Source organism: Mesorhizobium sp. M7A.F.Ca.CA.004.06.1.1 (genome assembly GCF_003999135.1).
In the GTDB taxonomy this organism is placed as follows: domain Bacteria; phylum Pseudomonadota; class Alphaproteobacteria; order Rhizobiales; family Rhizobiaceae; genus Mesorhizobium.
The window spans coordinates 1-12,252 of the sequence record NZ_RZPQ01000098.1 but is presented as its reverse complement, the minus strand read 5'-3'; the positions used below and the strand labels follow the sequence as shown (position 1 = coordinate 12,252).

At 62.1% G+C, this 12,252-nt stretch carries 17 protein-coding genes and 1 tRNA gene; 5 read left to right on the top strand and 13 right to left on the bottom strand.

Translation table 11 applies throughout. From position 1 onward, the window contains the following. On the top strand, window positions 1–270 hold a 270-nt coding region (locus tag EN906_RS37720), incomplete at its 5' end, for a hypothetical protein (RefSeq protein ID WP_127375142.1). Window positions 271–341: 71 nt separating this feature from the next. On the opposite strand, the gene EN906_RS08980 is transcribed toward EN906_RS37720, so the two are convergent. After that, window positions 342–578 (bottom strand): hypothetical protein, encoded by a 237-nt coding sequence (locus EN906_RS08980; protein ID WP_013529265.1) that lies wholly within the window; start codon window positions 576–578, stop codon window positions 342–344. Between the two features lie 124 nt (window positions 579–702). Next, window positions 703–1,617 carry a DUF2865 domain-containing protein gene (locus EN906_RS08975; RefSeq protein ID WP_127268025.1) on the bottom strand — a complete coding sequence of 305 codons (915 nt, stop codon included), beginning with the start codon at window positions 1,615–1,617 and terminating at the stop codon, window positions 703–705. A 317-nt stretch (window positions 1,618–1,934) separates the two neighbouring features. Between EN906_RS08975 and EN906_RS08970 the strand changes: the two genes are divergently transcribed. Beyond that, a complete protein-coding gene (locus EN906_RS08970; protein ID WP_023810978.1) occupies window positions 1,935–2,147 on the top strand; it encodes a hypothetical protein in 213 nt (70 codons plus the stop codon). 14 nt (window positions 2,148–2,161) lie between these two features. On the opposite strand, the gene EN906_RS08965 is transcribed toward EN906_RS08970, so the two are convergent. From EN906_RS08965 to EN906_RS08935, 7 genes are all read right to left on the bottom strand, one after another. Further along, window positions 2,162–2,491: a hypothetical protein gene (locus EN906_RS08965; RefSeq protein WP_236383526.1), complete on the bottom strand. Its 330-nt coding sequence runs from the start codon at window positions 2,489–2,491 to the stop codon at window positions 2,162–2,164. Window positions 2,492–2,821: 330 nt separating this feature from the next. After that, window positions 2,822–3,673 (bottom strand): glutathione S-transferase family protein, encoded by an 852-nt coding sequence (locus EN906_RS08960; protein WP_127268027.1) that lies wholly within the window; start codon window positions 3,671–3,673, stop codon window positions 2,822–2,824. 22 nt (window positions 3,674–3,695) lie between these two features. Next, window positions 3,696–4,277, bottom strand: coding sequence for a VOC family protein (locus tag EN906_RS08955; RefSeq protein ID WP_127268028.1), 582 nt, complete (start codon window positions 4,275–4,277; stop codon window positions 3,696–3,698). Window positions 4,278–4,558: 281 nt separating this feature from the next. Continuing rightward, on the bottom strand, window positions 4,559–4,735 hold the full coding sequence (locus tag EN906_RS08950) for a Flp family type IVb pilin (protein ID WP_127268029.1): 177 nt from the start codon (window positions 4,733–4,735) through the stop codon (window positions 4,559–4,561). Window positions 4,736–4,982: 247 nt separating this feature from the next. Next, window positions 4,983–5,057: transfer RNA gene (locus EN906_RS08945), tRNA-Glu, on the bottom strand. A 90-nt stretch (window positions 5,058–5,147) separates the two neighbouring features. Beyond that, complete coding sequence (locus EN906_RS08940; RefSeq protein WP_127268030.1) at window positions 5,148–5,555, bottom strand: VOC family protein; 408 nt, start codon at window positions 5,553–5,555, stop codon at window positions 5,148–5,150. Between the two features lie 48 nt (window positions 5,556–5,603). Continuing rightward, on the bottom strand, window positions 5,604–5,987 hold the full coding sequence (locus tag EN906_RS08935) for a fimbrial protein (protein ID WP_127268031.1): 384 nt from the start codon (window positions 5,985–5,987) through the stop codon (window positions 5,604–5,606). A gap of 28 nt (window positions 5,988–6,015) precedes the next feature. Here EN906_RS08935 and EN906_RS08930 point away from each other — a divergent pair, with 28 nt between their 5' ends. Both EN906_RS08930 and rpoH read left to right on the top strand, forming a co-directional pair. Beyond that, window positions 6,016–7,056: an RluA family pseudouridine synthase gene (locus EN906_RS08930; RefSeq protein WP_127268032.1), complete on the top strand. Its 1,041-nt coding sequence runs from the start codon at window positions 6,016–6,018 to the stop codon at window positions 7,054–7,056. A gap of 201 nt (window positions 7,057–7,257) precedes the next feature. Further along, window positions 7,258–8,169: an RNA polymerase sigma factor RpoH gene (gene rpoH, locus EN906_RS08925; RefSeq protein ID WP_127268033.1), complete on the top strand. Its 912-nt coding sequence runs from the start codon at window positions 7,258–7,260 to the stop codon at window positions 8,167–8,169. Between the two features lie 142 nt (window positions 8,170–8,311). Here rpoH and EN906_RS08920 read toward each other — a convergent pair whose 3' ends face one another. From EN906_RS08920 to EN906_RS08905, 4 genes are all read right to left on the bottom strand, one after another. Continuing rightward, window positions 8,312–9,184 (bottom strand): MBL fold metallo-hydrolase, encoded by an 873-nt coding sequence (locus tag EN906_RS08920; RefSeq protein ID WP_127271973.1) that lies wholly within the window; start codon window positions 9,182–9,184, stop codon window positions 8,312–8,314. 140 nt (window positions 9,185–9,324) lie between these two features. Then, window positions 9,325–9,984, bottom strand: a complete 660-nt coding sequence (locus tag EN906_RS08915) for a peroxiredoxin (RefSeq protein ID WP_127260439.1) — start codon at window positions 9,982–9,984, stop codon at window positions 9,325–9,327. A gap of 220 nt (window positions 9,985–10,204) precedes the next feature. Next, window positions 10,205–10,570: a cell division protein ZapA gene (locus EN906_RS08910; protein WP_023810969.1), complete on the bottom strand. Its 366-nt coding sequence runs from the start codon at window positions 10,568–10,570 to the stop codon at window positions 10,205–10,207. A gap of 11 nt (window positions 10,571–10,581) precedes the next feature. Further along, window positions 10,582–10,854 carry a DUF4164 domain-containing protein gene (locus tag EN906_RS08905; protein WP_127271149.1) on the bottom strand — a complete coding sequence of 91 codons (273 nt, stop codon included), beginning with the start codon at window positions 10,852–10,854 and terminating at the stop codon, window positions 10,582–10,584. A gap of 263 nt (window positions 10,855–11,117) precedes the next feature. Here EN906_RS08905 and EN906_RS08900 point away from each other — a divergent pair. Next, the coding region (locus EN906_RS08900; RefSeq protein ID WP_245484213.1) for a thiamine pyrophosphate-dependent enzyme at window positions 11,118–12,252 on the top strand (1,135 nt) is incomplete at its 3' end.

Here is a 12,252-nt window from a genome sequence, read left to right as displayed (position 1 = left end):
GTCGTCATCCCGAGGCCGCTCGATGTCCGGCGCTTCTGGGACCGGCCGCCACCGAATGTCGACTACGGCCAATCCGAGGTCGAAAACGGCGCTTTTCCGGTGGCGCCGCAGCCGCCCCGGCGTTTTTCCGAGCGCAAGGTAAGCCATGCCGCACCGAAACGGCACCAGACGAGGTTGCCTGCGTCGGCGTCCCTATCGGCGCCGGCGAAGTCGCTGACCTGCAGGAACGTCAGCGAGCCTGGCAAGAGAGCTCGCATGGTCTGCGATTAGATTGGAGCTTGGTCCTAAAAGCGGGATTCGGTCAAAAAACACGATCCGCGGATAGCTCGGCGAACGGGCTTTCACAGGGAAGCAGCGCCTTTTTTCGGCTCCTTCGCTCCGAGCTTGTCGAGTGCAAGACGAACCTGACGCAGATCTTCCTGCCAACCGTCATCGTCGTCCATTGGACCCTCCGAGGCAGCCCGCTGCAACCCACGCGCCTCGGATTCGATCTCGCGCAGTTCGGCGATTTTCTGTTCGGTGGTCAGCGAGTCGTCTTCGACGATCTCCAGCACCCGCATTTCCCTGAACGTAGCCATGGCGTTCCTCCCGGCTGATGTCGATCACAACGCCGTGAGCGCCCCTCTGTTCCAGACGGATCGCGCAGCCGCATAGCAGCAGGCACGCCGCCGCCGGTGATCGCAAATCGGGGAAGACCGGCGATCATTCGGCCGGGAAAAATGCCGGGCCGACCAAGCGCACCGGCCGCTCGCCGGCCTCGATCGAAAGGTGCTGGGCGGCACCTGGGGCTTCGGCATCGATCCCGGGGACGGCCGCAACCGTGCCGAGATCCGGCTTCGCCGTCGGCAACGGAATAATGGCGTTGCGCATGTTGGCGGGCGTCACGGTCCTGGCTCGCAGTTCGGTGACCCGCTGGTAGTAGCGCTTGACGTCGCATGCCTTGAAATTCGCATCATCGCGATATCTGAAGGCTGCCGGCAGCTCGGTATAGGGTTTGCGCGTGTCGAGCGCGGTCATCTGGTCGGTTTCGAGGCTGGCGTCGTTCAACGTGTAGAGGTCGACGCCGGGGTCATCGCAGATGTAACGGCATTGATCGACCGTCTCCTTCAGATCGCCGCTGGCGGCGAATTGCGACTTTGGCGCCGGGAAGAAATATCCGTCCGACAGACGCACGCAAAACAGCATCGCATTGCCGGCGAACGTGGTGCTCGCCGATTGGGTGCTGGGCGCGGCGCGCACAGGCCGTTGCTTTGCCGAAGGCGCACAGCCAAGCGCGACGAGGCGCGCCTGCAGGCCCGCTGTGTCGCGGCCCGAATTCCCAGCGGCAGCAATCCGGCGCTGCACATCCGAGCGGCTCCTGGCGAGATCGGCGCAAGCGTTGAAGAGACCACCAAGCGAACTCTTCGCCGTGCACTGGCGCTGTCTCTCGATAGTCTGGATGGCTGCAAGTTGCCGGCGCAACTGGGCAAGCTCCGGGCTCGCCCCGCCGCTGCGGCCAGCCGAAAGCAACTGGCTTCTGATCGCGCCGCAGCTGTCCGCGTAGGACGAAAGCGTACCGAACAAAACTGCCGCCAGCGAAATAAATGCGATCACCATGGAAGGCCAGAAACGGATCATCGGGACAACTTGGTCCTTTTTGCGGAGAACCCGGAATTTAGAGTTCATGACTTCAGCAAGCTTCGGCTACATGAGTAGTTCCTAATAATCTAAAGAATTTCGACATGAATGACCTATTGTCTATTGCACTACGTCACCTCATGTAAATTCGATATTACATTTTTATTTCAAGATTGAGACGAAACTCGAAAGAAAGCGCAAGCCGACCATCGCCGAGGACCTGCAGCGCGACGGACCGAGATCAATGCGCCATTATCGCCATGCGTTCGAAACCTTTGCCCGGTCTTCCGCGTTGAAGGACCAAAAGGAGAACGCAGATGTCGATCCACTTCACCGTCTCCGACCTGACAAGAAACCTGTTTCACTCGCTGGGGCTGGACCAGCGCGCGCCAAGGCCACTCAATCCCGAGCAAAGCCTGTTGCTGGAATGCTATCTGGCCGGCCAGGTTCCTGAATCAGCCTGGAGCGACTACGTCTTCGAGACGCCCGATCTTGCCCGGCATGCCGAGGCCAGGCGCAGTCACCACTGACCCGACAACGAGGCTTACTTGGGAGAGGCGAATTGCAACGTAAACACGTTGCCAGCGATCCCTTGCGCCAGCTTCGCCGAGAAAGTCAGGGGCAGGCAATTCCGCAGGGCCGCTGTCGCGGCATCGACAAATGTTTTTTTCGCCTTGGCATCGCCATTCACCTTGATGGCCGTCGGCCTCGGCGGGCCGATCAGCGTCCCATCCCGCTTGAAGCTGAAGCTCAAGGTGACGCTGGCGGTCCCGGCGTCCGCCGGCGGTGTCCAGCATGCCTGGATCGCTGCCCCGACATCGTCCATCGTGTTGAGTTCGGCTGCACTCGAAGCATGGACAACGGCCGCCAGCATCACGCCCGCAACCGCAATCCGTCTCGCAACGCTTTTCATCGCCAGCCCTCGTCTCATGCCTGACCGACAATCCATGCCGGACTGCCGAGATGGATGGTAGGGCCAACGCCGGCAATGACAATATCTCTCGAAAAAAGTTGACGCCAAAAAAGCGACACTGGACGAGGCCTGCGTGCCAGATCGCACTTGGCGATGGCGTGCAAAAGCAAAAGGCCGGCATTGCGCCGACCTTTCCTATCGCTACGACGTTCTGCGCCAGTACATCCGTGGTCGCGGGCCGAAAGCGAATTGCCTGCAGTAGACAGGGCTTTGGTTAACGTATCCTTAACCTCAGGCCTTGGCCTGCGACTTCACATGGGCGATGTAGCCGCGCACATCGCCGGCCGGCTCGCTATAGGCCTTGCCGAGCGTCTTCTCGATCGCCGCCACATAGTCCTTCGCCCACTTGGGCAAGGCATAGTCGACGACGGCCAGGAATTCGAGCGTCGCCGCCAGGCGGATATCGGCGATCGAAGGATGCTTGCCGCCGATGAACGGCTTGCCGTCCCTGAAGAAGCTGTGAAACACTTCGAGCGGCTCGGCGATCGCCGCCATCGCCGCCTTCTGGGCCTCCGACTTCCTGTCGGGGTGCGCGTCGCTGTGGCCGACCTCGCCGGCATATTGTGGGAAGCCGAGCGCCGGATAGGTGGCGCGCGCCACATAAGGGTAGAGCGTACCGATCAGGTAGAACATGGCACTGTCGACCATCGCCCGCTTGGCCGGCGCCTTCGGATAGAATTTCTCCAGCCCGTGCTTGTTGGCGAGATACTGCATGATGGCGCAGCTTTCCCACAACACGCCTCTAGGGAGGCCCTTGTCCTCGATCATCGGTGTCAAATGGGCGGGATTTCGCGCCATGAACTCCGGCGAACGGGTGTGGCCCCAGGCATCGGTCTCGGCATGGTCGAAACCGGCCGCGCGCGCAAACACCCGCACGGTCATGTTGTTGACGCTGGGCTTCAGCATGCTGAGCTTCAACGCCGGCTTCTTGGCCGGCTTGGCCTTGGGCGCGGCTTTTGCCGTCGCCTTCACCGCAGGCTTGGCGGCCGCCTTGGCTTCTGGCTTTGCCGCAGCTTTCGCGGCCGGCTTGGCGGCAGCTTTGGCCGCGGATTTCCCGGCAGTCTTCGTCGCTGTCTTGGCCATCTTGTTCCTCCCTCTGGTCTGTTCAGTATGGGTTCTTCGGCGCCCGATCGTCCGACAAGGTGGCGCGGGAACGTTCGACGAGCGCCTGGATCGCATCGGCGAGATGCACTTCGGCGATGTTGTAGTCGCCGCGCGCGACCCGCAGCCTGTGCGCTTCCATCAGCACATCGGCGTGGGTGAAGCCCGCTGGCGGTTCGAAGCGGTAGGACGCCAGTTCGATCAGCAGGCCGAGCGGATCCTCGAAATAGATCGAATCCATGAAACCGCGATCCTTGACGCCGCTGTGCTTGATGCCGCGCTCGTCAAGCCGGGAGACCGCCTGCAGGAAGGTGACGCGCGACACCGAAAAGGCGATGTGGTGGACACAGCCCGGATCGGTCGGCGTGCGCCGCTTCTCCGGTGTGCGGCTCTCGTCGGTGAAGATGGTGATCAGCCGGCCGTCGCCGGGATCGAAATAGAGATGGCTTTCCCTCGGCTTGTCGAGGTTGGGCTGTTCGAAGATGAACGGCATGCCGAGCACGCCTTCCCAGAAATCGATAGAGGTCTGGCGCCCGGCGCCGACCAGCGTGATGTGGTGGACGCCCTGAGATTGCAGCTTCTGCATTGGCCTTCCTCCCCACGGCATCAACTGGTCGGCGAATCTGCCCGGCATCCGGCGTTCTGTGCGCCGCTGGAACCGTGCCTCAGGATCCGTGACGTGATGCTAATGCAAACAGCCCCACGGCGCCAGAAGCGACGAACGCAGCGACGCAACGGATAAGCCGGATGATTGAGAGTGCGCCGTCCGCATTTCCGATGCCGGACATCGGAAGGGCGTACACGTTACGCTTTTGGAGGCTGAGGGTCGACGATCCGGCCGACGGCCGACCGAATTGAGGTACCGACTTACGAGCCGCTGCTGTTGACCGTAGTGCCGACGTTCGTGAAGATCCCGTTGAGCGAATTGCCAACCGCCCCGGCGCCGGTGATGATCGCGAGCGCGATAAGAGCCGCGATCAAGCCATACTCGATCGCGGTCGCGCCAGACTCGTCCCAAGCGAAACGGCAGGCTATTTTCTTCATGTCAACCTCCTACAGCTAATAAAGCGACAACTAATATATCGCCGTGAGTTGCGGGGGCGTTAAGGTTCTCGGTTTCGGGTCCGTTAACGTTTACCAGACGAATGAAATGAAGGCCTGAGTGGTTGGTGCCACTGGGATTTTCAAGGCTGCGGCTACCTGTGCAGATCTGGTTTCCCAAACGCCACAGTATCGAGGTCGTCGACTTCAGAACGAAATCGACGGCATCCTGCAAATTTGTCGAAAAACTTGGTACGCCCAAGGGGAATCGACCCCCTGTTCCCGCCGTGAGAGGGCGGTGTCCTGACCGCTAGACGATGGGCGCGTTCAAGAACCGGCGATATAGGCTGAGCGCTGGGAAAAAGCAACTGGGGTTAGGCCGCTTTCCCTTGCCGGGGAAAAGCCGGCCGTCAGCCTATCGTTTTGGTTCGATCAGATCCCAGAGATTCCCATGCAGATCGGCGAAAACCGCCACCGTGCCATAGGGCTCGAAGCGCGGTGCTTCGCGGAATTCGACGCCCTTCTCCAGCATCGCCGCATGGTCGCGGGCAAAGTCGTCGGTTTCCAGGAACAGGAAGACACGCCCGCCGGTCTGGTTGCCGATGCTCCGCCTTTGCGCCTCGTCGGACGCTTCCGCCAGAAGCAGCCTGGCGCCCTGCCCGTTGGCCGGCGCGACCGTGATCCAGCGCTTGCCGCCGCCGAGATCGACATCTTCGACGAGCAGGAAGCCCAGCCGCTCGACATACCAGGCAATCGCCTCGTCATAATTGGCGACGACCAGGGCGACCGTGGCGATGCGGCGATGCTCGGCGAACCCGCTCATGCCTGAGGCTTGCTCATTGGCCTGCTGCCGTTCATCGTTGCGGCTCGGTCACTTGTTGCGGATCGCAAAGCGGCCGATCAGGCGTCGCTCGGTGATGTCGTAGACGAAGATCGTGCGGCTGCCGTCGGCAAGCTCGGCGTCGATCGAGACACGATTGCCGGACAGCGACTGGCTGACCACCGTGGCGCCGACCGGCAGCACGATGTCGCCGTTGACCGGTTCGCCGGCGGGTGTCTGGATATCGCCGGCCAGCGGCGGGTTCGCCGGCGGTGCATTGCGCGCTTTGTAGACAAGGGCGCCGATCACCACCATAAGGGCGAGGAACAGCAGGCCGAGATTGATCCCGACGAAGCGGACGAGTTTCCTGCGCACCTTTTCGACCTCGGGGTCGAGCGGCTTATCCTGGTCTTCTTCGGCGATCGGGCTGGCCATGGCAAAACAGTTCCGGAACGGTTTTTCAATGAGCGCTCATAGCGAAGAGGCCCCTGAATTGATAGAGGCGGAACCGACAGTGCTGGTGGCGGGCGCGGATGCGGCCGGCCTGCGCCTCGACCAGTGGCTGGCCGCAAGCCTTGGCCCGGACATGTCACGCAGCCGCGTGCAGATGCTGATCAGGCAGGGCGCGGTCTCGGTCGACGGCAAGCCCGTCGACGAGACCAAGCGCAAGATGGCGCCGGGCGAGAGCGTGTCGGTTACCATGCCGGAGCCGGAGCCGGCGGAGCCGCAGGGCGAGAACATCGCACTCGATGTACTCTATGAGGACGACGAACTGATCGTCATCAACAAGCCGGCCGGGCTTGTCGTGCACCCCGGAGCGGGCAACTGGACCGGCACACTGGTCAATGCGCTGATCCATCATTGCGGCGACAGCCTTTCAGGAATCGGGGGTGTGCGCCGGCCGGGCATCGTCCACCGCCTCGACAAGGAGACCAGCGGCGTCATGGTCGTCGCCAAGACCGACCGCGCCCACAAGTCACTGTCCGAGGCTTTCGCCGATCACGGCCTGACCGGCGACTTGGAGCGTGCCTATCTGGCGCTGGTCTGGGGCATACCGCAGAGGCCGACCGGAAGGGTCGACGCGCCGCTCGGCCGCGCCGCCGACCGCGTGCGCCGTGCCGTGGTGCCGGAAGGACGCGACGACGCCCGCCATGCGGTCACCCACTTCACCGTGCAGGAGCGCTTCGGCGAGAGCCAACAGGAGTTCGCCACGGCCAGCCTGGTCGAATGCCGGCTGGAGACCGGCCGCACCCACCAGATCCGTGTCCACATGGCGCATATCGGCCATCCGGTGATCGGCGACCCCGATTACGGCCAAGCCTTCCGCACCAAGGCCAACCGGCTGCCCGAACCGCTGAAAAGCCAGGTCAAGGCATTTCCCCGGCAGGCTTTGCATGCCTGGCTCCTTGCATTTCGCCATCCCACTACCCATCTAACGATGAGGTTCGAGGCGCCGTTACCGAGGGACATGGAGGAACTCGTCGGCGGCTTCCGCAAGCTCTGAACCCGTCACCGACAAGCCATCAAAAAACCTGACTGACATTGTTCACTTCACCGTGACACACTGTTTCGTGTTGAACAAATGCCTGTCTTTTCTGGTTTTGTTCCTGTATAAGATCTGATGTCGCGGGCGAGCCTTTTGGTGCTCGCGTCACATGCCCGCCGCGTTTCGGGGGCATCACTCCAATAGAGAGGGGGCGCTATCATGGCCCAGTCACTACCCAGTATCGTTTCCGGCGAAGGCGGCCTCAGCCGCTACCTGGAAGAAATCCGCCGCTTTCCCATGCTGCAGCCGCAGGAAGAGTACATGCTCGCCAAGCGTTACGCCGAGCATGAAGACACCTCCGCTGCGCACAAGCTCGTCACCAGCCACCTCAGGCTCGTCGCCAAGATCGCCATGGGCTATCGCGGCTATGGCCTGCCGATCGGCGAAGTGATCTCGGAAGGCAATGTCGGCCTGATGCAGGCCGTCAAGAAATTCGAACCCGAGCGCGGCTTCCGCCTCGCGACCTACGCCATGTGGTGGATCAAGGCCTCGATCCAGGAGTACATCCTGCGCTCGTGGAGCCTGGTCAAGATGGGCACGACCGCCAACCAGAAGCGCCTGTTCTTCAACCTGCGCAAGGTGAAGGGCAAGATCCAGGCGCTCGACGACGGCGACTTGAAGCCCGACCAGATCACCGAGATCGCCACAAGGCTGAACGTTTCCGAAGCCGAAGTGGTGTCGATGAACCGCCGCCTGTCCGGCGACGCCTCGCTCAACGCCCCGATCCGGGCCAGCGAAGGCGAATCCGGCGAATGGCAGGACTGGCTGGTCGACGACCACGAAAGCCAGGAAGAGATGCTGATCGAGCAGGACGAGCTGGAAAACCGGCGCGGCATGCTGTCGGGCGCTCTTGCCGTGCTCAACGAGCGCGAGCGGCGCATCTTCGAGGCCCGTCGCCTCGCCGAAGAGCCGCTGACGCTGGAAGAGCTGTCGTCCGAGTTCGACATCAGCCGCGAGCGCGTGCGCCAGATCGAGGTGCGCGCCTTCGAGAAGGTGCAGGACGCGGTCAAGGCCGCCGCCAAGCGCCAGACCCAGGCGCTGCGCACGATTGAGGCGCAGCCGGCGGCGTAAGGTTAGCTAAGGCAACAAAAAATCAAGGCGGCGCCAGGAAACCTGGCGCCGCCTTTTTTGTGGCTGATTGGGAGTTGGCGAACGGGGGCGACAGCCAATCTCCCCCGCAAGGGTCGAGATTGGCAGCTTCACCAACGGCCCCTCAAAGCCCGTCCAGCGGAAACTTCAGGTACCGCCGGCCATTGGCTTCGGGTTCGGGCAGCCTCCCGCCATTCATGTTGACCTGCAGCGCATGCAGGATCAGCCGCGGCATCGGCAGCGTCCTGTCGCGCGCCTCGCGCAGGGCGACGAACTCGGCCTCGCTGCAGGCGGCGGCAAGATGGATGTTGGTAGCCTTCTGTATGGCGACCGTGCTTTCCCACAAAGGTTCGCGGCCGCCGGCCTGATAGTCATGGCCGACGAACACCCGCGTCTCGTCCGGCAACGCCAATATGTCCTGGATCGAGCGCCAGAGCCGCGCGGCACTGCCGCCGGGAAAGTCCGTCCTCGCCGTGCCGCTGTCGGGCATGAACAGCGTGTCGTGGATGAAGGCGGCATCGCCGATCACATAGGTGATGGAGGCCAGCGTGTGTCCGGGCGAGAACAGCACCTTGACCGGAAGGGTACCCACTTGGAAGGTTTCGCCTTCTCTAAACAGCCTGTCCCACTGCGAACCGTCGGCGGGAAAATCCGGCCAGTTGTAGATCGCTTTCCACAGTTTCTGGACCTCGATGACCCTGTCGCCGATCGCCGTCGGCGCGCCGGTCTTCTCTCTCAAGTAATGCGCCGCCGAGAAATGGTCGGCATGCGGATGGGTGTCGAGGATCCATTCGACGCTCAGTCCCTGCTCGCTGACGAAGTCGAGCATGACATCGGCATTCGTCGTTGCCGTAGCACCGGATTTCTCGTCGAAATCAAGGATCGGATCGATGATGGCGCATCGCTTCGTCGCCTGGTCGGCGACGACATACTGGATGGCGCCGGTCGGCTTGTCATAGAAGCCGCTGACCTGCGGCCTGGCCAAAGCTACGTCCAATTCCGGCTTCCCCAACTCTCGGTCGCCAGGAATGATTTTCTCTGACGACACCCGAGAGGAGCATGGTTGTCCGCTCGGGTGAGCCAGTCAAGTATCCTTTCGCTCGCGGCGACAGGAAAGCCAAAAACTGTTCCGAGCGGTCAGGCCGACGGCTGCTTGGTCTTCCGCAGATACGGCAGGATGGTCTCATAAGCGCCGAAGCGTTTGATTGCATCCTCGTTGGAAACGGCCGCGGTGATGATCACGTCCTCGCCCTGCTTCCAGTTCGCCGGCGTCGCCACTTGATGCTTGGCGGTGAGCTGCATGGAATCGACCGCGCGCAGGATCTCATCGAAATTGCGCCCCGTGGTCATCGGGTAGGTCAGCACCAGTTTGATCTTCTTGTCCGGTCCGATGACGTAGACCGAGCGCACTGTGGCGTTGTCGGCGGGCGTGCGGCCCTCCGACGTCTCGCCGGCACCGCCCGGCAGCATGTCGTAGAGCTTGGCGACCTTGAGGTCCTTGTCGCCGATCAGCGGATAGTTCACCGAATGACCGGTCGCCGTCTTGATGTCGTCCTGCCACTTGCCGTGACTTTCGACCGGATCGACCGAAATGCCGATGATCTTGACGTTGCGCTTCTTGAACTCGCCTTCGAGCCCCGCCATCGTGCCAAGCTCGGTCGTGCAGACCGGCGTGAAATTCTTCGGGTGACTGAACAGGATCGCCCAACCGTCGCCGATCCAGTCATGGAATTTGATCGTCCCTTGCGTGGTCTCGGCGGTAAAATCCGGCGCAATGTCGTTGATACGAAGGCTCATGGTACATCTCCCCTGTAAACGGAACCGTCGGCAGCGAGGAACGGCACGCGGCAACCCACGCCACCATCAAGCTGTCCCGCCCGGCATCGTTGCATCTTAGCGCAAAAATCGTGGCTGCAAGATAATATGAAACTCTTGTCGGCGGGAGGCGAGCATTTTTATGCTGCCGAATGCGCGGCGCGCGGATGAGAGCCTGGGGCTGGACAGGAAAGGTTCTGTCTCAGCTCTTGTTGACCGCCAGCGTCACAGTCAGGTCTTCCATGCGCTGTGCCAGCGCGCCGAGCGCATTGGTGAGCACGCTATCGCTCTTGTCGGCCTTGGTCAGAGCCTCGTCGCGGGTCTTGCGCAAGGTCAGCACTTCGCTTTCCATGCCCTTGACGCGTTTCTGCAACTCCGAGAGTTCATCCATCACCATGATGCCGGCCATAACGGTCAGCCGCTGATCGCCGATCTCGCCGAACGAGTCCTTCAGGTGTGAAACATAGCGGTCGAAGCGTTCGGCAAGGTCGATCAGATGCTCTTCCTGGCCCTCGTCGCAGGCCATGCGATACTGCTTGCCGTCGATTGAAACCGTGACCTGTGCCATCGGGCCAGCTCCTATCTGTCCAACACGGCGCGGATGGTTTCCATGGCAGTCACCAAACGTCGCGAGACTTCCTTGTTGGCATCTTCCAGCCGTTCGGCGCGCGCTTCGGAATTATCGAGTTCCTGCGCCAGCCGCGAGCGATCGGCATTCATCCGCTGCACCTCGGCCTCGGCTTCGGAGTAGTCGCGTTCATGCCCGAGCTTGGCCGCGACGGCGTTTTCCAGCCCCTCGATGGCCTTGCCCAGCCTCGCGATGACTTCCTTGAGTGTGGCTTCCCCGGTCATGGCCTTCGTCCTGTGCCCTGCCCATCACCGAATCGTTCACGTTCAGAACGCGTTATCCCTGAAACATTAGGCACCGGGTGAAGGCAACGTCAACAAAGCTCTCGCGACTGTCCCCCGCTAACGCTAATGTAGGTCCGCCGCCGGCATCACAAGACCGGCAAATGTGCACCCGATTTGTTGACTAAAAGCCCGCGCCTGCTATGTGTCGCGCACCCTTTTCAAGGGCTCTCCCAAGCCCCCAAACCCCCACTTCTGGAGGAACCATGACGTCGCGTGAACAACATGACCGGATGGCCAATGCGATCCGCTTTCTCTCCATGGACGCCGTCGAGAAGGCAAATTCCGGCCATCCAGGCCTGCCAATGGGCTGCGCCGATATCGCCACGGTGCTGTTCACGCGCTTCCTGAAATATGATCCCAAGGCCCCGCACTGGGCCGACCGCGACCGTTTCATCCTGTCGGCCGGCCATGGCTCGATGCTGCTCTATTCGCTGCTGCATCTGACCGGCTACGAAGACATGACCCTCGACCAGATCAAGCACTTCCGTCAGTTGGGCTCGAAGACCGCCGGCCATCCCGAATACGGCCATGCCGCTGGCATAGAGACGACGACGGGGCCGCTCGGCCAGGGTCTCGCCAATTCGGTCGGCTTCGCGCTCGGCGAGCGCATCATGAACGCAGCCTTCGGTAACGATCTCGTCGATCATTACACCTATGTCCTGGCCGGCGACGGCTGCCTGATGGAAGGTGTTTCCCAGGAAGCCATCGCGCTTGCCGGCCATCTCAAGCTCAACAAGCTGATCGTCTTCTGGGACAACAACGACATCTCGATCGACGGTCCGGTCTCGCTGTCCGACAACACCGATCAGGTGGCCCGCTTCCAGGCCTCCGGCTGGAATGCCAGCCACATCGACGGCACCGATCCGGAAGCCATCGCCTATGCCATCGAAGCCGCCCGCCATTCCGACAAGCCGACCATGATCGCCTGCAAGACGACCATCGGCTTCGGCGCGCCGACCAAGGCCGGCACCAACAAGGCGCACGGCTCCCCTCTGGGCGCCGACGAGATCGCCGGCGCGCGCAAGTTCTTCAATTGGGATTCGCCGCCCTTCGAGATTCCGGCCGACATCCTCGACGCCTGGCGCACCGCCGGCAAGGCCGGCGTCAAGGCGCGTACAGACTGGGAAGGCCGCCTGGCCAAGGCCGATGCCAAGCTGAAGGCTGAGTTCGAGCGCCGCATCAGCGGCAAGCTGCCGTCCAATTTCGACGCGGTCATTGCCGATTACAAGAAGAAGCTGTCGGCCGACAAGCCGAAGGTCGCCACCCGCAAATCGTCCGAGATGGCGCTGGAAGTCATCAACGGCGCCTTGCCCGAGACCATCGGCGGCTCCGCCGACC

Excerpts from the sequence above, each read along its gene's own strand:
- EN906_RS08980 (WP_013529265.1), bottom strand. The coding sequence starts at position 578 with ATGGCTACGTTCAGGGAAATGCGGGTGCTGGAGATCGTCGAAGACGAC.
- EN906_RS08975 (WP_127268025.1), bottom strand. The coding sequence starts at position 1,617 with ATGATCCGTTTCTGGCCTTCCATGGTGATCGCATTTATTTCGCTGGCG.
- EN906_RS08970 (WP_023810978.1), top strand. The coding sequence starts at position 1,935 with ATGTCGATCCACTTCACCGTCTCCGACCTGACAAGAAACCTGTTTCAC.
- EN906_RS08965 (WP_236383526.1), bottom strand. The coding sequence starts at position 2,491 with ATGCTGGCGGCCGTTGTCCATGCTTCGAGTGCAGCCGAACTCAACACG.
- EN906_RS08960 (WP_127268027.1), bottom strand. The coding sequence starts at position 3,673 with ATGGCCAAGACAGCGACGAAGACTGCCGGGAAATCCGCGGCCAAAGCT.
- EN906_RS08955 (WP_127268028.1), bottom strand. The coding sequence starts at position 4,277 with ATGCAGAAGCTGCAATCTCAGGGCGTCCACCACATCACGCTGGTCGGC.
- EN906_RS08950 (WP_127268029.1), bottom strand. The coding sequence starts at position 4,735 with ATGAAGAAAATAGCCTGCCGTTTCGCTTGGGACGAGTCTGGCGCGACC.
- EN906_RS08940 (WP_127268030.1), bottom strand. The coding sequence starts at position 5,555 with ATGAGCGGGTTCGCCGAGCATCGCCGCATCGCCACGGTCGCCCTGGTC.
- EN906_RS08935 (WP_127268031.1), bottom strand. The coding sequence starts at position 5,987 with ATGGCCAGCCCGATCGCCGAAGAAGACCAGGATAAGCCGCTCGACCCC.
- EN906_RS08930 (WP_127268032.1), top strand. The coding sequence starts at position 6,016 with ATGAGCGCTCATAGCGAAGAGGCCCCTGAATTGATAGAGGCGGAACCG.
- rpoH (WP_127268033.1), top strand. The coding sequence starts at position 7,258 with ATGGCCCAGTCACTACCCAGTATCGTTTCCGGCGAAGGCGGCCTCAGC.
- EN906_RS08915 (WP_127260439.1), bottom strand. The coding sequence starts at position 9,984 with ATGAGCCTTCGTATCAACGACATTGCGCCGGATTTTACCGCCGAGACC.
- EN906_RS08910 (WP_023810969.1), bottom strand. The coding sequence starts at position 10,570 with ATGGCACAGGTCACGGTTTCAATCGACGGCAAGCAGTATCGCATGGCC.
- EN906_RS08905 (WP_127271149.1), bottom strand. The coding sequence starts at position 10,854 with ATGACCGGGGAAGCCACACTCAAGGAAGTCATCGCGAGGCTGGGCAAG.